The sequence below is a fragment of the Polaromonas sp. P1_E12 genome (genome assembly GCF_056405975.1).
The window spans coordinates 141,564-160,189 of the sequence record NZ_JBFUBB010000010.1 but is presented as its reverse complement, the minus strand read 5'-3'; the positions used below and the strand labels follow the sequence as shown (position 1 = coordinate 160,189).

The window sequence follows — 18,626 nt, the reverse complement described above, 5'->3', positions numbered from 1 at the left end:
TGACGGTGCTTCATACCATCCACCCCGTCAGTGAGAGTTTCGTTAAACCACCATCAGGAGTTTTCATGAAAAAAACATTCGCCGCACGCCTCTTGTGCATGCTTCTCGCCGCGGGGGCGGTACTGCCGGCTGCCAACGCCCAGGCCTTGCAAACCGTTGAAAAAGACGCGTTGACGATCGCCTTCACTGGTGACATGCCGGGCACCGGCTACCAGGACGGCGCCATGATTGGCTACGACGGCGAGATCCTTCAGCGCGTGGCCGAGGCCGTGAAGCTCAAGGTCAAGCCCGCCCTCATGGAATGGTCGGGCACCATTGCTTCGGTGCAGGCCAAACGCGTCGACGTGATGGCCGGCACCATGGGCTGGACCGAGCAGCGCTCGAAGATCATGACCTTGAGCGACCCGATCCATTACTTCAAGAACGGCATCACCCAGTCGAGCAAGACCAACTGGTCGCACCTGAAGGACCTGGAAGGCAAAAAGGTCGGCACGATCACCGGTTTTTCGTTCATTCCGGAGCTTCGCAAAATCACCGGCCTGCAACTGACGATGTATGACACATCCGACGCGGCAGTGCGCGACCTGCTGGCCGGCCGCATCGACGCCGTCATCGGCGACCCGCCCGTGATGCAGTACGCCATTTCGCGTAACCCGCAGTGGAAGCTCAAGTTCAACGCCTTTGTTGACAACAACCCGGACTACCCCCTGCTCACCGGGCTGGGCCAGGTGGTGTTTGGCCTGAACAAGGACAACCCGGAACTCGCCAAGGCCGTGAACGCGGAAATCGCCAAGCTCTGGCAGAGCTGTGAGCTCAAAAAGATCGGCGGCAAATACGGCCTGGTGCAAGACGTCTGGTATGTGCCCGTGGGCCAGAACTTCCGTGCCGGCGTAGACCGCCCCGCCGACTGGAAACTGCCGTCCTGCAAGTAAGCCCTTCGAAGCATGGATACAGGCGAACGTGTGTGTGCACATACGTTTGCCTGCATCAAAAAAATGAATCCAATGAACAACACCCTGTTAAAAGTCGACGGGCTGAAAAAAAGCTACGGCCCGCTCGAAGTGCTCAAGGGGATTTCCTTTGACCTGCGTAAAGGCGAAACCCTTTCGCTGATCGGGCCCAGCGGCTCCGGAAAGTCGACCTGCCTGCGCTGCCTGAATTTTCTGGAACAGCCGGGCGAAGGCGCCATCGTGCTTGACGGCGAGCGAATCGGCCAGGTGCCAACCCGGCACGGCGGGTTCCGCTTCATGAATGACCGTGAACTTGCACCGCAGCGCCGCGAGATCGGCATGGTGTTCCAGTTGTTTTACTTGTGGCCGCACCTGAACGTTCGCGACAACGTGGCCCTGGGCTCCATCAAGGCCGGCGGCATGTCGAAACCCGAAGCCTATGAGCTGGCCGACGCCATGCTGGAAAAGGTTCACCTTTCCAGCAAGGCCGATGAATACCCGGAGCGTTTGTCCGGAGGGCAACAGCAGCGCGTGGCCATTGCCAGGGCCCTGGCCCAGCAGCCCAAGCTCATTCTGTTTGACGAGCCAACCTCTGCGCTTGACCCGGAGCTGGTCGGCGAGGTGCTCACGGTGATTCGTGAGCTGGCCGAAGAAGGCCGCTCGATGATTCTGGTCACACACGAAATCCGCTTTGCCAGGGACGTGGCCGACCGCGTGATCTTCATGGACGGCGGCCACATTGTTGAGCAGGGCCCCGCTGTCGATGTCATCAACAACCCGCAGCTGGAACGCACCCGCAGCTTTCTCGGCCAGGTGGCGGACAACCCGGGGCTGGCCAGGTGATGGAACAGCTGGGAATTTTCGGGGGCATCCTCGCCGTGCTGATGGGTGGCGCGGTTACCGCCGCGGTGGTGGCCCTGGGTGCTTTCGTCATTGCGCTGGCGGGCGGAATGCTGCTGGCGGTGACAGTCACTTTCGCACGCTTTCGTTTGCTGAAGCTGGCCATTGCCGCCTACATCGAATGGATGCGCAACGTTCCGGCATTGGCCCACCTCTTCGTAATCTATTTCGGGCTGGCGGCCGTCGGCATACGGCTCTCGCCGCTGGTGGCGGCAATTTTGGGCCTGGGGCTGGTTGGGGCGGCGGTGTTGTGCGACGTGTTTGTCGCCGGGCTCAAGTGCCTGCACGCCGGCCAGCGCGAGGCCGCCCTTTCCGTCGGAATGACACCGCGGCAGGCGCTGATTCACATCCTTCTTCCACAAATGCTGCGGGTGACTTGGCCATCCCTCGGCAACTACACCAGCCAGCTGCTCAAAGACACGTCCATCGCTTCTGCGATTGCCGCGCCGGAAATCATGTTTTTTGCCAGGAACCTGGTGACCTCTACCTTTGAAACCACTTCGATCTATCTTGCCGCCATGCTGTTGTATGCGGCCATGGTGCTGCCGGTCAGTTGGGGATTTGCCAAGGCCGAAAGCCGCATGGAGAACAAGCGATGAACAGCTTTTTTGCAGTCTTCCTGCAATACTGGCCCGAGTGGGCTCCCCGCCTTGCAGAGGCGGCCAAGGTAACGGCAAAGCTGTCATCTGCGGGCTTTGTGATGGCCCTGGTTCTGGGGGCGGCCCTGGTGACCATGATCCGCAGCGGCCGGCCGGCCCTGCGTTTTGCCGCGAACTTCTTCATCCAGTTCGTGCGCACCGTGCCCCTGCTCGCACTGCTGCTGGCGCTCTACTTTGCGCTGCCGCCGCTGGGCCTCACGCTGCCGGGCTTCTGGGCCGGGGTGGTCGGGCTGGGCCTGCACGGCGCGGCCTATGTTGCCGAGATTTTGCGCGGAGGCCTGCAGTCGATTCACCGCGGGCAGCGCGAAGCAGCCCTGGCCGTTGGCCTGGCGCCGCACCAGGTGTTCATGCATGTGGTGTTTCCCCAGGCGCTGCGCGTCATGCTGCCACCCTTGCTGAACACCTATGTGGCGCTGTTAAAAGACAGCTCACTTTGCGCACTGATCGCCACGGACGAGCTGATGCTGACGGCGCGGGCCATGTCCAGCGAGTTCTTCCTGCCCCTGCACATCTTCCTGCTGGTGGGCGCCTTCTACTTTGCCATTGCTTTCCCCTTGTCAATGCTTTCGCGGGCGCTGGAAAGGCGCCTCTCGCGCGGCCGGCGGGTCATGGGTGCTGCATGACCGACACCGCCCATACCTCCCATATCTCCAACACCCCGCTTGCCTACGCTTCCATGGAGCAGACGCTCGAGGCTCTGGCCAGCGGAGAGACCAACAGCGAAACACTGGTCGAAACCCAGCTCTCACGCATAGACGCCTTTGACGCCAAGCTGCACGCCTATGTAGACCTCTATGCAGATGAAGCCTTGCAGGCCGCCCGCGGCCTGGACAAGCTCAGGCAGGCCGGCTTCACGGTGGGCCCGCTGCATGGTGTGACCATTGCCGTCAAAGACCTTTTTGAAATTAACGGCCACGCCATCACCGCGGGCTCCAGATCGCTTCCGCCGCGCACCTCCACCATCACGGCGACGGTGGTCGACCGATTGAGGGCAGCCGGCGCCATCGTGCTGGGGAAAACACACACGGTGGAGTTCGCCTTTGGCGGCTGGGGAACCAATACTTCCATGGGCACACCCTGGAACCCTTGGGACCTTGAAACCCACCGTGTGCCCGGCGGCTCCAGCAGCGGCTCGGCCGTGGCGGTTTCGGCGGGCATGGCCAGCGCAGCGCTGGGCACGGACACCGGCGGCTCCGTTCGCATTCCGGCCGGGCTCTGCGGGCTGGTGGGGCTGAAAACGACGCATGGCCTGATCAGCCGTTACGGCCTGATTGACCTGTGCCCCACGCATGACACAGTGGGCCCCATCACACGAACGGTGAAGGATTGCGCGACGCTGCTGGACGTGCTGGCGGGGCCTGACCCGCAGGACGCGGCATCCCGCTTTTCGCCCTCGCGTTCGGTTTCAAAAGAGATTGAAAAAGATGTCAGGGGAATGCGGGTCTGGACCCTGCCAAAAGCTGAACGCGAAGACGTGGACCCGGAAGTGCTGAAGGCTTACGACAGGTCTCTTTCCGTGTTCACCGGGCTTGGCATGACCCTGGTGGACAAGCCGCTTCCGCAAAGCCTGGCGCAATCCATGCGCATTGCAGGCAGCCTGATGAGCGCCGAAGGCTATGCCAATCTCGGCACGCTTTTCGAGCGCAATGAGCTGGAGTTTGACCCGAACATCAAGCGGCGGATCATGCTGGGCCGGGACATCGGGGCCGCCCAATACATCACCCTGCTGCGCGACCGCGAGTCTGCGAAAGCCGCGATGCTGGACGCCATGGACGGCGTGGATGTTTGTGTATTTCCGACCAACGCCATTACCGCCATACCCGTCAGCGAGGTCGACGAACTGACCACGCCACTGTCGCGCTTCGGCCGCTTTGTGAACCTGCTGGATCTGTGCTCGGTCGCCATTCCGGCAGGGCTGTCTGACGGCGGACTTCCGGTTTCGATTCAAGTGATCGGGCGCCCGTTCGCCGAGCCAACGATATTGCGCGCGGCGTTTGCGTTTGAGAAGGCAACGCCATGGAACCGCCTGTATCCCGCAGGCCTTGAGCTGGAGCGCTGAAAGGGCGGCGCTGCAGCGTGGTGGACCGCCGTCGGTTTTCGCCTACAAAAATCAGCGCCAGCCTGGCTGGAGTTCGCTTTGCACCTTGCTGAAAATGCACTGATCATGCCCAGCACTGCGGCTCACCTTTCCGACAGCACGTCCCCGGCAGCCGCAACGTCGCTGTGGCCGCGCATCCGCCGCTGGGTGTTTCCTGCGCTGGGCATCGTCGTCCTGGGTTTGCTGATTTCCCATGCCCACAAGGTGGACTGGGAAGGCGCCTGGCAGACGCTGCGGCGCTACTCGCCTCTTTTGCTGCTTGCCGTGCTGGGCCTGGCCACGGCCAGCCATGCGCTGTATGGCTGCTTTGACCTGATAGGCCGGCAGCACACGCGCCACAAGCTGCCGCGCCTGCAGACCTGGGCCATTGCAGTCACCAGCTACGCCTTTAACCTGAACCTGGGCTCGCTGGTCGGCGGGGTGGCGTTGCGGGCGCGGCTGTATGCGCGGGCCGGGCTGGACGAAGCCACCATTGCGCAGATCGTGGGCTTGAGCCTTGCGACCAACTGGCTAGGCTATGGGCTGGTGGCGGGGAGCCTCTTTGCCGCCGGCGCCATTGCGCCGCCCAGCCAGGCACACATTGGCGCCGCGGCCCTGCGCCTGCTGGGCGTGGTGATGGTGCTGATTGCGCTGGGCTACGTGGTGGCGTGCGCGTTGGCGCGCGGGCACGTGTGGCGGGTGCGCGGGCGGCGGCTGAAGCTGCCTTCTGCGCAGCTGGCCCTGGTGCAGCTGGGTATTTCAGCCAGCAACTGGGCACTGATGGGAGCGGCCATGTATTTGCTGCTGGGCCAGCAAGTGCCCTACACCACGGTACTGGGCGTGCTGATGGCGGCGTCCATCGTGGGGGTGATCATGCCGATCCCCGGCGGGCTGGGTGTGCTGGAGGCGGTCTACCTGGCGCTGCTGTCGGGCAGCGTGCGGCAGGGTGCGCTGATGGGCGCGGTGCTGGCCTACCGCGCGCTTTACTATCTGTTGCCGCTGGCGGGCGGGCTGGTGCTGTATGCGCTGCTGGAGCGGTATGCGTCAACCCATGCGGATGCCCATTCGCCATGAGTTGCTATCAATAACGTAGCTGCTCGCGCAATACCAGAAAGGGTCGCAGGCCAAAATAATGCCAAATCAGCCCGGCAAGGCCACCGTACGGCAAACCCGGCCAGGCGCCGCACGCACTACCTGAATATGCGGGAGCCGATCAGCACGCCCAGCTTCCGGTAGCTTTCCCACTGCGCTTCGTCAAAGAACTGGTCAAACGTGGTTTGTTGCGGAAACGACGGTTTTTTGGTCTGGTATTCAAACAGGTCAAGGGGCGCGCCCTTGATCAAACGCGGCTTGAGCACCAGCAAAATACTTTCAGAGGGCTTGCCCGGCTGGCTGCTGGCATAGCGCACGCGGTAGAGCAGTGCGCATTTTTCGTCGAGTGGCGCCAGCGGGTCGGTTGCCGGGCGCAGTTCAGACTCGTCGCGGGCGAAATAGGGCGCGAGTGTGGCGGCATTGGGTGCAAGCCGTGGCACCGCGCTCGGCCCGACGCATTCAAACTCGGCACCGAAATCAATGCGTGCCAGGCGCATCAGATTGGCAAGGTCTTCAAAGCTGTAGTTCGGGTCTGCGCCGCAATCGCAGCAGACGATGAATTCCACCCGCCTGCGCAACAGCTCGAAGACACCGGTGTTCTCAAAGTGCCCGCCGTCGCTCAGGTACCAGTGCGAGCCGTCCGTGCCCAGGAAGCGGGCCCGCAATTCGCACTGCAGATAGCTCTGGTTGCGCCATAGAAAAAAAGGTGTTTTGGTGTCCTTTTTGCCGGAGTCCCACCACCAGCCCAGGCGTATGTTGGTGATGGTGAAAAGCATGGCCTGCCCCAGCGAGGTGCCGCGGCCCAGCCCTGTCGAAAATGCCGCGCCCGACACGCCCACCCATTGGCCGATGGACAGCTCGGGCGGCGCCCGCCTGGCGGCTTTGGCCTGCGTGCCCGCAAAATTGCCGGTCTTTGCATTCCAGAGCCTGCCGTCCACGGTGATGCCCGCAGGCGTGACCGCCAGCGGCAGGCCCTGCCTGTCCCGCTGTGTCAGCTGGTCGCCGGTGCCCGTGGTGGCATTGATGGTCACGTTGATGAGGTGGGCCGGACCCAGGTGGTCGTTGCGGTAATAGGCCTCGCGCGTGAAGTCGTCGCTCGCATCGGCTTCGGTCACGTCCATCTTCGGGCGTTCCGATTCAAACCGTGCCTTGTTGGACGCACCCAGGTAGGCACGCGTGAGGCGCGCGCCGTACATCACCTGCAGGCTCGACAAATTGATGAACCCCAGAAAGTAGCCCGCCACCGCCACAGCCGTCAGGCAAAACACAATGGAGATGACGGGGTAGAAGTATTGCCAGACCCATGATGAGTCCGCGCCAAAACGGACCGTGGTGAACATGGATTCGATCATCAGCTGCCCAAGCCCCGGCAGCGGCGGCTGCATGCCAAACAGCAGGGCCGCGGCCGCGCAGTTCCAGGCCACGGCCAGCAGCAGGGCCAGCGCCAGCCCGACCGCGCCAAGCAGGGTGTTGAGCGGAAGCCTGCTGAGCAAGCCGTCTTTTCCGGGCTGAGCCAGCACCGGCGCAAACTGCTTCACGGCCGCCACCAGGGCCGCGACCACGCCGGCCACGCTGAAAACGGTCAGCGGCGTTGACTGGCTTGTCGCCAGCCAGAGATACAGCGTCTGCCCCGCGGTTTCAATCAGCGCCAGCACGGCAATGATGAATGAGTACGTCAACACCCTGGAGAGCCACCGTGTGATGCGGTTGCGAAACAGCCCGGGTGATTGCTGCGGAAGGTACTTCGCCACAAAAAACACGCCCAGGGAAAAAGCCAGGATGACATCGATCAGCACCAGCAGCAAAACAGGTACCGGAACAGCCTCAAGCAGTGACCCGGCGCCGGCGGCCGGCGGCGCTACCCGGCTCCAGATGACGCAGGCAGCCAGCACACCCGCGGCCAGCAAGCCGGCAGCCGCCAGCGCCGGTGCGGGAATGGCCGACAGCAGCGCTTTTTTTGTGTTGCTGCCGGAAGGCGAGGTGTCCTGGTCGAGCCAGTAGGCCGCGCCACACGGTATGACCGCAAGCACGAGCCAGATGCCCAGCACACCGAACCACGGGCTGAACCAGATGTCTCCGCCCTTCAGCGGAGGCCTGGGCTGCATCATGGATTCCAGCGTAAGCCCCAGCGCATGAAACCCCTCCCATGGAATCTGCAGGCTGCCGTAACGCAGGGCAAACATCAAAAGGAAAATGGTCAGCAAGGTCACGCCAATCACGTAATGCACCGCACAGAGGTTGCGGATGGCAATGGCGATGTCGTAGAGAAAGTCACCGGTGTTGTTCGGTGCCAGGTAACGCCCGTTTTCACGCAGCCAGCGCAAGGGGCGGTCAGGCATCTCGGTGAGCGCGGTCTGGACCTTGCTCAGCCTGCCGGGCGGGTCGGTCGCGAGTGCTTCGTAGGCTTCGGTGGCCAGCACTTCGGGTGCGGGCGGCGCAGGGGGTGTATGGGGCGCCGGAGGGGTGAGGGGATCGCGGGGGCGAAACAGGGCCGAGAAAAAACTGCCGGTATACCCGCCCCCGCTTACGGTGGAGAGGAAGTCAAAGCGGGCGAGCAGCGGCCAGGGCTTTTGCCTGTCTTTGGGGCTGCTTTCGGGCCCGCTTTCTCCCGGGAGGTTGAACCCGGCTTTTGCCAGTGCCTGCAACACGCCAAGGCAAAAGGTGGCGCTGCGGATGCCGCCGCCCGACAAGGCCAGGCCCCACAACTCCTGGGGCGCCGTGCCGCTGGCGTAAACAAAACCTCGCCGGAAATCAATGGCCTTGCGCTCTTCTTCTTGCGCCCGCTCCTGCGCTTGTTCTTGCGCCTGTTCCGGTGTGACGGGGTTTCCAGTGCCTGGCTCGGTCATATCTCGCCTCCTTGGGCAAACAACACAGCTACCGCATGGGCTTTGAAGACGGCTCCGGCGTTGTCATGAAACGCGACGCCCTGCAAAGACTCAGGCGAGCTTAGGCAGGCGGTGCGGGAAAGACAAGGCTCTTATTTCCACAAATCGTATCGAAGCAACGCGCAGGCGGTGGCGCCATCCGGCAGACGGGGTGGCAGTGGCGCCAGTGATACTTGACAGGTGCCCATCTTGCTATCAATAGCATAGCTTGTCGCGCAATACCATCAAGGGCTGCAGGCCAAAAGGATGCGTAAACTGTTGCTGTGGAGGCCGCAGGAATGCATGGGGGACCCTGCCCCGCGCACTTCATGTCCAATACAGGCATGGAACCGACGAACGACACACCCCAAACCGACCAGCGCCTGACGGCGCTGGAGATCAAGGCCAGCTTTACCGAAGACCTGCTGGACCAGCTCGACAAGGTCATCGTGCGGCAGCAGCAGCAAATTGATGCGCTGGTGCGCGAGGTGGCAGAACTGAAAGCCGGCCCGGTGCGCGACGGCGATGTGACGGTGGGCCGCAGCCTGCGCGACGAGTTGCCGCCGCACTTCTAGGCCTGCCCGCTGCTCAGACGCCGAGATGGGCGGCGAGCTGGTCGAGGGTGCCGCCGTAGCCTTGCGTGAGCGACGGCTTCAACTCTTCAAAGTACTGGCGTTCAGCCGCAAGCTCACCGAAGGGTTGTGCGCGCAATGCCACGATGGTGCTTCCGTTCTTCTCGGTGAAGGTCACGGTGTTTTCTATTTCCAGGGGGCAGGCTTCGCTGAACGGTGCGCGCGCAATGCCGCAGTGTTCATTGGCAAACGAGTTCAGCCACACGATGCGTTCACCCTCGGCTATTTCACGGTAATTGAACCGGCCCCACATCGTGGGTGCGCCCGGAAACTTCATGGCGTAGTGAAAAAACCCGCCGGGCCTGAACTCGAAACGCAGCAGGTCGACGGTGCAGCCCTTGGGCCCCCACCATTGCTGGATGTTGCCGGCTTCGCTCCATGCTTTCCAGACGCGCTCACGCGGGGCCTTGAATACGCGGTCGATCAGGAAGGGGGAAGCCATGGCTGCCTTGCTGTCATTTGCGGGCATGTTTCTTTCCTTTTGCAGAGGTTGATTGAGTTGACTGGGCTGATGACGTGGATGTGTCCGGCTGCAAAAACGCATCGAGCCTGTCGAAGCTGTCTTCCCAGACATTGCGGTACAGCGCCATCCAGCTGGCGACTTCTTTCAGGGGTGCGGCCTCCAGGCGGCACGGCCGGGTTTGCGCCGCACGTCCGCGAGAGATCAAGCCCGCCCGTTCCAGCACCTTCAGGTGTTTCGAGATGGAGGGCTGCGTCATGTCGAAGGGGGCCGCGAGTTCATTGACCGTGGCTTCGCCGGAAGCAAGCCGGGCGACGATGGCGCGGCGGGTCGGGTCCGCGAGGGCGGCGAACGCCTTGTTGAGGGTGTCTGGGGTCATTACATGGCCAATCGTTTATATAGCTGTTTAGCTATATTAAGGCGGTCAAAACGGGATGTCAACCGCCTGCCTTGGGGCTCAACTACCAGAGGTTCTTGCCGTCGATCACTGTCACGGGTGCTTCGGCCGCGTCGAACCCGTCAAAGAGGCGGGCATTGACGCCGATGCGGCGGGTGGTGCCGTCCCAGCTGCCGTCCATCTCGAATGCCGGGCTGTCTGAATAGGTGGACACGCCGCATTCGGCGCAGAAGTGGTGGTCTACCAGCTTGGTCTGCCAGCGGTAGATGGCGTCGCCATCCGTGGGGGTGGTGACGTGGAACTGCCCGGGTGTGTAGTACGCCAGCAGCGCACCGCGCCTGGCGCAAAACGAGCAGGTGCAGCGCGTCAGCTGCGCGGGGATTTCGCCGTCAATGCGAAAGGCGTTTTTGCCGCAGTGGCAGCTTCCTGTGATCGTCATGCGCCACCTCCACGAACTGTTGCATCGCCGTCTTCACCTTCCCCGTATTCGTCATCTTCTTCATCCTCTTCATCTTCATCGGCCAGGACGCCGGCAATTTCCTCTGCACCGCCTGCGGCCCAGGTAGCTTCGCCCTCCTCGCCCCTTGCTTCCGGGTCTTCATCACGGGCGCCTTCCCCTTCTTCCAGGAAGTCGGCCTCGTCCATTGTCCGGTCGGGCAGGATGTCGGCATCAGGTCGCTCATCGCCGATGACACCGGCACGCTCGCCGGTACCGGCAGCGTCGCTGTCGCTGGCCAGTTCCTCTTCGCTGTAGGCACCTAGCGTGTCGCTGCCGGTGTCTGAACTGTCGCCCGGGCCGAGCGACTGTGTGTCTTTTCCGCGCATCCACTGTTCGGGCGGAATGCTGCCACCCGCAATGCTGCTTTTTGCCATGCTGTGCCTTCTTTCATGCTTGTACCGGCGCGAATCACGCGCAATGGTGATGGGGAAGGCGCCAACCGCTGCCCCTTGAGATGACGCTATTTTTTACCCAGGTACTGGCGCACGGCGGAGGCTGAATTGCCGACAGCCTTGACGGCCTCGCGCAGCTGCTGCTCGGTGCAGCCCAGGGTTTTGGTCCAGTCGCGAACTTCATAGTCCTGCCCCAAGGCGATGAACCTGCGGTCCACACCGGTTTTAGTTGTGTCGTCTGCCATGACGCATCTCCTAGGGAAAAAACGAATGCTAGGACGAAATGTCTGGGGTACCCTGTAGGACAAAACCCGTCACGCAGGCAGTCCACTTTCTGACACCGGCTGACATCTCCAGCTCCAGGTGCACGCCATGTCACTTCCACCGGATTTCAAGCCTTCAGACTTTTCCATCGGCTCCATCAGCGACCGCCAGCTCGTGAACCTGGCCAAACTGGCCGGTGCCATGACGGAAGGCGACGCGCTGACGCCGGAGTTGCAGGAGTTCACCCTGCTGATCATGGAAAAGTGCGCAGACATCGGCGACAAGTACAAAAGCCAGAAACACGGTCGCACCGCCGGCGACGAGATTCGCGCCCTGTTCGGGGTTTACTGATCACCCTGCGGGCGGCGGACCCACGCCGCCGCCCCTGTCAATCCGCTACCAAATTAATAGCTGCTTGCGCTTTTATCTATTGGGCTGAAGGCCAGTTTGATGCATAAACCAGCCGTGGCTAGCCGCCGGCTTCCGTCGCCGGGTGCGCACCCGGCACTGCAGCGCCCGTGCGAAGCAGCACGGCGCCCAGCAAGGCGGCGCAGGCCGCAAACACCGCACCGATGACAAACGCCAGCTGGTAGCCGCCGTTGAGCGACACCACGGCATCGGCACCCGCACCGGCCAGCGAACCGGTACGCGCCGCCGCCAGGCTGGCCAGCACCGCCAGCCCCAGCGCGCCGCCCATCATGAAAGACGTATTGACCACACCCGAGGCAATGCCGGACTCGGCCGGGTCCACGTCGCTCATGGCGGCCAGCAACACCGGGTTGAAGGCCATGCCGGCCCCCAGCCCCAGCAGCAGCATGCCGGGCAACACGTCGAGCACAAAGCCGCCGCCCACCGGCGCACGCGCGAACAAGGCCAGGCCCAGGGCGGCCAGCAGCAGGCCGGCAGACAGCGGTGCGCGTATGCCGAAACGCATGACGATTTTGGCCGACAGGCCCAGCGAGAACGCGGCCATGATCAGGTTGGCGGGCAAAAAGCCCAGGCCGACCTGCAGGGCGCTGTAGCCCAGCACCAGTTGCATATACAGCGCCGAAATAAAGAACCAGGCAAACATGGCCGCGGCCCACAGTACGCCGACCACGTTGGCGGTGGCGACGTTGCGCAGGCGGAAAAGGCCCAGCGGCACCAGCGGCGTCGAGACCCTGGCCTCGATGGCCAGGAAGATCGCCATCAGCACCGCGGCAACGCCCAGCAAACCGAGCGTCTGGCCTGACAGCCACCCGGCTTCGTTTCCATTGACGATGCCGTAGACCGCCAGCATCAGCGCGGTGGTGACGGTGACGGCGCCCCACACGTCAAGCCGCGCGCCGGTGGCCTGCCCCTTGCCGCCGGGCAGCAGGAACAGGCACAGCGCAAACACGGCGCCGCCTATGGGCAGGTTGACCAAAAAGATCCAGTGCCAGTTGAGCGAATCGGTCAGCACGCCGCCCAGCAGCACACCAATGCTGCCGCCGCCGGCACAGACAAAGCCGTAGACCCCCATGGCCTTGGCGCGCTCGGCCGGTTCAGTGAAGAGGTTCATGATGAGCGACAGCGAAATCGCCGACACCACCGCGCCGCCCAGGCCCTGCACCGCGCGGGCCACCACGAGCAGCACCTGCGAATTGGCCAGGCCGCAGGCCAGCGAGGCCACGGTGAACAGCGTGAGCCCCGCCAGGAACAGCCTGCGCTGGCCGTACAGATCGCCCAGCCGGCCGCCCAGCAGCAAAAAACCGCCGAAGGTCAGCATGTAGGCGTTCACCACCCAGACGAGCGAGGTTTCGGTGAAACCGAGGTCGGTGCGGATGGAAGGCAGTGCCACATTCACGATGGTGGTGTCGAGCACGATCATCAGCACGCCCAGGCAGAGCACCACCAGTGCCCACCAGCGCTTTCGGGTTTCCATGTTGTGTGTCATCGGCGGTTTCTCCCTGGTTCAATGAAGGTTGATCGGTGTGATCAGCGGAATCAATTCATGAGGCTCGTCTGGTTCGCAAACCCGGATGCTATCAAATCAATAGCTGGTCGCGCGCGTTCATATTGTTCTGGAGATCATTTTTATGATGAACACGCCGCAGGAGCGGTGCGGGGTGCCTGTGTCCTACAAACGCAGCGGGATTTGGCGGATAGAAACCGGGAGTTCGGCTGGCTAATTTAGCTGTCAGGAAACGGGAGCACCGTGGCCCTCCCGGCATCCTGGCACCCCACACAGGCCGCTGACCTTTCCCATGGGACTCCTCATGCTTTTGACCCCACCCTCCGGCCGGGCAACCCGCGCCGCCAGATTTGCGAGCCTCGCCGTGCTGGGCGGCGCCGGCCTCGTGGCCTTGCCGGCACTGGCAGACCCTTCGCCCGCACTGGACCGCGCCAGCCTTTCCATCGGCGCCTTTCATGCAGACCCGACCTTCAACGCGGCAGTGGACACCCGTTTCGGCCGGCTGGATTCCGGCGATGTGAACCGCAGCAGTGTGACCATGCCGCGCATCAAGGCCGACGTACTGCTGTTTGACAGCCAGGGGCTGTCGCTCGACTACTACCAGTTCAAGCGCGGCTACTCGGATTCGCTGGTCAGCAACACCAATGTGGGCAGCGGCACCGTGACCACCACGGGCACCGCCAATCTGGACGTGAAGCTGGACTTTGCCAAGCTGGCCTACAAGTGGTGGCTGGGTTCCGGCAACACCGTGCTGGGCCTGGGTGCAGGCGCTGCCTACTACCGCGCCAACCTGGACTTGCGCGCCACGGCTGCGGTGGGGGCCACCACCGGCGCCATCAACGAAAGCTACAGCGACGACGCCGTGGCGCCGCTGCTCGAGATCGGCGTGCGCCACGCCATCAGCCCTGACCTGCGACTGTTTGCCGATGCCTCCGGCGTGAAGAAAACCGGCGGCAGCGTACGCGGGGAGATTTATAACGCCGCGGTGGGTGTGGAATGGTTTCCCCTGAAGAATGTGGGCGTGGTGCTGGACTATGGCCTGACCGATATCGACCTGCACCGCGACAGCAGCAACGCCCGCTTTCGCGTCAAGCTCAAGGGTCCCTCGGCTTTCCTGAAAGTGCGCTTCTGAGGTTTCCAACACGGGCTGGCTCCGGGGCTGTTCAAGCGGCTGAACCGGTGCGGGCCTGCCGCAGCATGACAGCGGTCAGGATGGCCGTGCCCAGCACCAGTGCGGCGCTGATGCCGGCGGTGACCTGAAAGGCCTGGGCGTACGCATCGCGTGAAGTGCTGAGCAAGGCCGCACCGCTGGCGCCGGGCAATTCAGCCGCCACTGCCACCGCGCCGCCCAGTGTGCTGCGGGCGGCCTCTGCGGCTACGGCCGGCACACCGCTGAGCACGGTGCCCTCCATTGCATGGCGGTAGACCCCCGTCACCACGCTGCCCAACACAGCAATGCCGAGTGCGCCGCCAAACTCCGAGCTGGTTTCTGAAATCGCCGCAGCCGCACCGGCGCGCTCGGGCGGTGCGGAGCCGACGATGAGGTCGGTACCCAAGGTCACGACCGGGGCCAGGCCCAGCGAAAAAATCACGCTGCCGGTGACCAGCGTGGCCAGGCCCGAGGCGCCACTCACCTGCGTGAGCACGCCAAAGCCCAGAAACGCCAGCGCCAGCCCGCCCGTGACGGCCAGCCCGGCGCGGATGCGCCGTGCAATAACAGGTGCCAGCATGGAGCCCACCACAAAACCCAAGGCCGACGGCACGGACCACAGGCCGGCTTCCAGCGGCGACAGGCCAATCACCAGCTGCAAATACTGCGCGATGAAAAGAAAAGCGCCAAACGCGCCGAAAAAGCAGAAGGTGTTGATGGCCAGGGCCGCGCTGAATGCCGGCACACGAAACAAGGCCAGGTCAATCAGCGGGCTGGCCAGCCGGCACTGCCTGCGCAGAAAGGCCGCGCCTATCACCAGCCCCGCGAGGATGCAGCCGACGGCCAGCCAGCCCAGGCCGCCCTCCGCAATGCGCTTGAGGCCGTAGATGACGGCCAGCACGGCCGCAAGCGACTGCGCCGCGCTCAGCAGGTCCAGCCGGCCGGCGTCGGGGTCGCGGTATTCCGGCAGCAGCACCGGGCCCAACACCAGCAACAAGACCATCACGGGCACGCTGACCAGGAACACTGAGCCCCACCAGAAATGCTCAAGCAGCACACCGCCGATCAGCGGGCCAATCGCGCCGCCTACCGAGTAGCTGGTGATCCAGACGCCAATGGCCACAGTGCGCTCGCCGGCGTCGAGGAACATGTTGCGTATCAGCGAAAGTGTGGAAGGGGCCAGCGTCGCCCCGGCAATGCCCAGCAGTGCGCGCGTAGCGATCAGCATTTCAGCCGTGGTGGAAAACGCCGCCAGCATCGACGCAGCGCCAAACGCGGCAGCCCCCATGAGCAGCAGCCTGCGCCGGCCAATGCGGTCGCCCAGCGTGCCCATGGTGATGAGCGAGCCGGCAATCATGAAGCCGTAAATGTCGACCATCCACAGCAGTTGCGCGCCCGTGGGTTTGAGGTCGGCGCTCAGGTGCGGCACCGCCAGGTTCATCACGGTGAGATCCATCGAATACAGGAGGCACGGCAACGCGATGACGGCCAGCCCGATCCAGTCGCGCCGCGTGGCTTTGGGCGACACCGTCATGCGGCGCCGGCCTCGGCGTGACAGCACGCGGCCGCGGGCTGGCTGGCCGGGGCGCTCTGGCCCGCATTGCCAGCGCCGTGCGGTCCCTCAGCGTATTTGTCATGGTGGCGCACCCAGGCCATGGGGAAAGGCAAGCCGCCTTCATCGCGCCCTTTGGGGGTGAGGTCCATGTAGTTGTAGGCGCCCACCAGCATGTCCGCCCCGCGGGCGTAGCTGGAATAGGTGTGAAAGATGTTGCCCTGGCCATCCTGGTAAAACACACTGATCCCGTGCAGCTCCTGCATGCTGGCGCCCTCGACATCGTTCATGCGGTAGTTGTAGTCAAACTTTCCGCTGGCCAGCTCTTCGGGCGTGAAGGAGACGTGATAGTCGTGGTTGAAGTCATTGCCGAAGGACGACACCCACTTGAAGCGCCAGCCCATGCGCCGGCGGAACGCAGCCAGGTCGGGTTGCGGCGCGTGCGACACCACAGCCAGCGTGATGTCGCGCTCTGCCAGGTGCGGCAAGGCGCCGTCGATGTGGTCCGAAAGGAAGGAGCAACTGGGGCAGCCTTCCTTCCAGCCGGGACCGAACATGAAGTGATAGACCACGAGCTGGCTGCGCCCCTCGAACAAACCAGCAAGGGTTTCCTTGCCCGCGGGGCCGTCGAACACATAGGGCTTGTCGACCTTGAGCCAGGGCAAGCGGCGCCGCTCGGCGCTCACCAGATCCCGGTGGGCGGTGAGTTCTTTTTCACGGGCCAGCAACAGCTGGCGGGCGGCAAGCCATTCGTCTTTGGATACCACGGAGTGGAAAACGGCGTTGGCAGCGTTTGCGGGGGTTGAAGTCACGGCGGGCTCCCTGGATACGGTCAGTTCAGTGAAGGGTCGAGTTGCTGGAACGGTGGCCTATTGGTTCAGGATGTGAAGGATGTTGCCGTCCGGGTCCTTGAACCAGGCGCCTTTGAAGTCGCCCGCTATGTGCGCATCGCCCTGCCGCGTCATGCCGGGCATGTCGTAGTGCTCAAACACAACGCCTTTGGCCTTCAGCGCTTTCAGGATGTTGTCGAACTCGTCGCCCACACCCCAGGTGGCGGACGTGGCCTTGTTGGTTCCGGCGAATGAGGAGACATACACCACCAAAGTGGCGGTGCCGCTCTGGTAGGTGAGCACGCCCTCCTCGGCGGTCTCAAGCGGGGTGAGGCCGAGTGTGCCTCCATAAAATTTCTTCGCCGCCGCAAGGTCCTTGACGGCGATGGTGGCCATGGCGTTTCGGTTGGCAAGCATGGTGCGTCTCTCCTGGGGTTGGGGCTGAACAGCGGTGGTGGTTTGGGGTGACTTTCAGGTCACAGCCGATGAAACAAACAGTTTGTCGAGCTTGAGGAAAGCGCCGGCCCAGCCCTCGTTGTGGCTGTCGCGTGCGGCTAGGTCGTAGAAGCGCTCATGCTTGAACACCAGCTCGGTGCCGGCCCCGGAAGGTTTGAGCGAGACCGTGACCCGCGACACGCGTTCCGGTGTGCTCTTCCAGCCCCAGTCAAACACCAGCTTGCGGTGTGGTTCGACTTCGAGGTAAGTGCCGCTCACGTCGTGTGTTTCCCCGCCCGGCACGCCGAACTGGATGTGGTAGCGGCCGCCCACACGCACATCCATGTCGGCAATGGTCACCACGCCGGTCGGGTCGGGGCCGAACCACTGCGCTAGTGCTTGCGGGTCGGTCCACGCGCGCCAGACTTTTTCGGGAGCGACGGGGTAGTGGCGGGTGATGTCGACGGACGGGCCGGCGGACGGTTTGCCTTGCGCTGTGCTTCTTTCCATGGCGGGTTCAACTCCTCTTGCTGGTAAAGGTAGCGGCCCAGCGCGTCAAGGCGCTCGGACCAGAATTTCTCGTAACGGGATAGCCACATGGCGGCCTCCTGCATGGGCTCGGGTGAAATCGCCAGGTTGACGACGCGGCCATCCTTGGCGCGGCTGACCAGGCCGGCGTCTTCCAGCACCCGCAGGTGCTTCATGAAACCGGGCAGGGACATGCCGTGCGGCTGGGCCAGCTCGCCGACGGACAGGTTGCCCTGTTCCAGGGCCTGCAACACCTTGCGCCGCGTCGGGTCTGCCAGTGCGGCAAATACGGCGCTCAGGGTCTCTTCTTGCGCATCATTTTTATACTTAACCATTTAGCTTAGTATTTGATAAGTAATGGGGCTTGTCAACCCGGTTGGCCCGGGAAATCTGTTTCTTTATGTACGCACGATTTGTGGACAGGCCGCCGGAGTGAAGCGCTTTTTTTTTGAGCGTGCAAATAAATGTGTCGGCTTGCACCTACCCTGTAAAGCGGCGAAACACCCTGCAAGTTGGCTGGCACTGAAACGTGAATTGACATCCAATCAGGGTATGAACCATTCACCTCATTCACCTTTCACGACCCCGTTCACGACCCCGATGATTTTGCCCAGCCCGCAACAAACCTTCCCTACGCCCGGCCGCCGTGTGGCAGTCCGCTACGTGGGTGCAGTGGCGCTGGCCCTGGCCGCAGCAGCCATGCTGTACACCCCACGTGGGCATGCGCAGGCTACAGACCCGGCCGCCGCTGCGTCGGCGCCTGCGGCCGGTGCATCGCAACCCTCCGCTGCCGCGGCTTCCCCCACTCCCAAATACGCGGCCAGAGACCTTGAGCGCGCGTTCAGTTTCATGGACAAGGACAACAACGGCAAAGTCAGCCGCGATGAGGCGTCCAACTTTCGCGGTGTCTCCAAACACTTTGACGAAGCCGACACCAACAAGGACAACATGCTGTCGCGCGAAGAATTTGAACGTGCCATGAACGGGCCGAAACCCCAGTAAACGACGCGCC

At 63.2% G+C, this 18,626-nt stretch carries 22 protein-coding genes; 10 read left to right on the top strand and 12 right to left on the bottom strand.

Features of this window, described 5'->3' with window-relative positions; translation table 11 throughout:
- Positions 1–65 precede the first annotated feature (65 nt).
- From AC1D13_RS22955 to AC1D13_RS22930, 6 genes are all read left to right on the top strand, one after another.
- The gene (locus AC1D13_RS22955; protein WP_457282112.1) at positions 66–932 is read left to right on the top strand and encodes a substrate-binding periplasmic protein; all 867 of its coding nucleotides are present in this window, start codon (positions 66–68) and stop codon (positions 930–932) included.
- Between the two features lie 63 nt (positions 933–995).
- Entirely contained in the window at positions 996–1,793 is a 798-nt protein-coding gene (locus tag AC1D13_RS22950) for an amino acid ABC transporter ATP-binding protein (RefSeq protein WP_477690349.1), read from the top strand.
- On the top strand, positions 1,793–2,449 hold the full coding sequence (locus AC1D13_RS22945; RefSeq protein ID WP_477690348.1) for an amino acid ABC transporter permease: 657 nt from the start codon (positions 1,793–1,795) through the stop codon (positions 2,447–2,449). The genes AC1D13_RS22950 and AC1D13_RS22945 overlap by 1 nt, the downstream gene beginning before the upstream one ends.
- Positions 2,446–3,132, top strand: a complete 687-nt coding sequence (locus AC1D13_RS22940) for an amino acid ABC transporter permease (RefSeq protein ID WP_477690347.1) — start codon at positions 2,446–2,448, stop codon at positions 3,130–3,132. Before AC1D13_RS22945 ends, AC1D13_RS22940 begins: the two co-directional genes overlap by 4 nt.
- Complete coding sequence (locus tag AC1D13_RS22935) at positions 3,129–4,568, top strand: amidase (protein ID WP_477690346.1); 1,440 nt, start codon at positions 3,129–3,131, stop codon at positions 4,566–4,568. The genes AC1D13_RS22940 and AC1D13_RS22935 overlap by 4 nt, the downstream gene beginning before the upstream one ends.
- 78 nt (positions 4,569–4,646) lie before the next feature.
- On the top strand, positions 4,647–5,660 hold the full coding sequence (locus AC1D13_RS22930; protein ID WP_477690345.1) for a lysylphosphatidylglycerol synthase domain-containing protein: 1,014 nt from the start codon (positions 4,647–4,649) through the stop codon (positions 5,658–5,660).
- Between the two features lie 116 nt (positions 5,661–5,776).
- Here AC1D13_RS22930 and AC1D13_RS22925 read toward each other — a convergent pair whose 3' ends face one another.
- On the bottom strand, positions 5,777–8,524 hold the full coding sequence (locus AC1D13_RS22925) for a hypothetical protein (protein ID WP_477690344.1): 2,748 nt from the start codon (positions 8,522–8,524) through the stop codon (positions 5,777–5,779).
- 362 nt (positions 8,525–8,886) lie between these two features.
- Between AC1D13_RS22925 and AC1D13_RS22920 the strand changes: the two genes are divergently transcribed.
- Positions 8,887–9,117, top strand: coding sequence for a SlyX family protein (locus tag AC1D13_RS22920; RefSeq protein ID WP_457282270.1), 231 nt, complete (start codon positions 8,887–8,889; stop codon positions 9,115–9,117).
- Between the two features lie 13 nt (positions 9,118–9,130).
- Here the strand turns inward: AC1D13_RS22920 and AC1D13_RS22915 are convergent, their stop codons facing one another.
- The 5 genes from AC1D13_RS22915 to AC1D13_RS22895 all read right to left on the bottom strand — a co-directional run bounded on the left by AC1D13_RS22915 (position 9,131) and on the right by AC1D13_RS22895 (position 11,167).
- Positions 9,131–9,643: an SRPBCC family protein gene (locus tag AC1D13_RS22915; RefSeq protein ID WP_477690343.1), complete on the bottom strand. Its 513-nt coding sequence runs from the start codon at positions 9,641–9,643 to the stop codon at positions 9,131–9,133.
- On the bottom strand, positions 9,630–10,013 hold the full coding sequence (locus AC1D13_RS22910) for an ArsR/SmtB family transcription factor (RefSeq protein ID WP_457282120.1): 384 nt from the start codon (positions 10,011–10,013) through the stop codon (positions 9,630–9,632). The genes AC1D13_RS22915 and AC1D13_RS22910 overlap by 14 nt, the downstream gene beginning before the upstream one ends.
- Positions 10,014–10,095: 82 nt before the next feature.
- Positions 10,096–10,470: a GFA family protein gene (locus AC1D13_RS22905; RefSeq protein WP_477668189.1), complete on the bottom strand. Its 375-nt coding sequence runs from the start codon at positions 10,468–10,470 to the stop codon at positions 10,096–10,098.
- Positions 10,467–10,904, bottom strand: a complete 438-nt coding sequence (locus AC1D13_RS22900; RefSeq protein WP_477690342.1) for a hypothetical protein — start codon at positions 10,902–10,904, stop codon at positions 10,467–10,469. Before AC1D13_RS22900 ends, AC1D13_RS22905 begins: the two co-directional genes overlap by 4 nt.
- An 86-nt stretch (positions 10,905–10,990) precedes the next feature.
- On the bottom strand, positions 10,991–11,167 hold the full coding sequence (locus AC1D13_RS22895) for a DUF3606 domain-containing protein (protein WP_457282123.1): 177 nt from the start codon (positions 11,165–11,167) through the stop codon (positions 10,991–10,993).
- Positions 11,168–11,294: 127 nt separating this feature from the next.
- On the opposite strand from AC1D13_RS22895, the gene AC1D13_RS22890 reads away from it, so the two are divergent.
- A complete protein-coding gene (locus AC1D13_RS22890; RefSeq protein WP_477648985.1) occupies positions 11,295–11,537 on the top strand; it encodes a hypothetical protein in 243 nt (80 codons plus the stop codon).
- Positions 11,538–11,655: 118 nt separating this feature from the next.
- On the opposite strand, the gene AC1D13_RS22885 is transcribed toward AC1D13_RS22890, so the two are convergent.
- Complete coding sequence (locus AC1D13_RS22885) at positions 11,656–13,101, bottom strand: DHA2 family efflux MFS transporter permease subunit (RefSeq protein WP_477690341.1); 1,446 nt, start codon at positions 13,099–13,101, stop codon at positions 11,656–11,658.
- A gap of 322 nt (positions 13,102–13,423) precedes the next feature.
- Here AC1D13_RS22885 and AC1D13_RS22880 point away from each other — a divergent pair, with 322 nt between their 5' ends.
- Positions 13,424–14,251 (top strand): hypothetical protein, encoded by an 828-nt coding sequence (locus AC1D13_RS22880; RefSeq protein WP_477690340.1) that lies wholly within the window; start codon positions 13,424–13,426, stop codon positions 14,249–14,251.
- A gap of 31 nt (positions 14,252–14,282) precedes the next feature.
- Here AC1D13_RS22880 and AC1D13_RS22875 read toward each other — a convergent pair whose 3' ends face one another.
- From AC1D13_RS22875 to AC1D13_RS22855, 5 genes are read right to left on the bottom strand one after another with little or no spacing between them, the layout of a single operon-like run.
- A complete protein-coding gene (locus tag AC1D13_RS22875; RefSeq protein WP_477690362.1) occupies positions 14,283–15,803 on the bottom strand; it encodes an MFS transporter in 1,521 nt (506 codons plus the stop codon).
- Positions 15,800–16,633, bottom strand: a complete 834-nt coding sequence (locus AC1D13_RS22870; protein ID WP_477690339.1) for a DUF899 domain-containing protein — start codon at positions 16,631–16,633, stop codon at positions 15,800–15,802. Before AC1D13_RS22870 ends, AC1D13_RS22875 begins: the two co-directional genes overlap by 4 nt.
- 57 nt (positions 16,634–16,690) lie before the next feature.
- On the bottom strand, positions 16,691–17,068 hold the full coding sequence (locus tag AC1D13_RS22865; RefSeq protein WP_477690338.1) for a VOC family protein: 378 nt from the start codon (positions 17,066–17,068) through the stop codon (positions 16,691–16,693).
- A 54-nt stretch (positions 17,069–17,122) separates the two neighbouring features.
- Positions 17,123–17,596, bottom strand: coding sequence for an SRPBCC family protein (locus AC1D13_RS22860; RefSeq protein WP_477690337.1), 474 nt, complete (start codon positions 17,594–17,596; stop codon positions 17,123–17,125).
- Positions 17,479–17,949, bottom strand: a complete 471-nt coding sequence (locus tag AC1D13_RS22855) for an ArsR/SmtB family transcription factor (protein WP_457282130.1) — start codon at positions 17,947–17,949, stop codon at positions 17,479–17,481. Before AC1D13_RS22855 ends, AC1D13_RS22860 begins: the two co-directional genes overlap by 118 nt.
- Positions 17,950–18,214: 265 nt before the next feature.
- Between AC1D13_RS22855 and AC1D13_RS22850 the strand changes: the two genes are divergently transcribed.
- Complete coding sequence (locus AC1D13_RS22850; protein ID WP_477690336.1) at positions 18,215–18,616, top strand: EF-hand domain-containing protein; 402 nt, start codon at positions 18,215–18,217, stop codon at positions 18,614–18,616.
- The last annotated feature ends 10 nt before the right edge of the window (positions 18,617–18,626 follow it).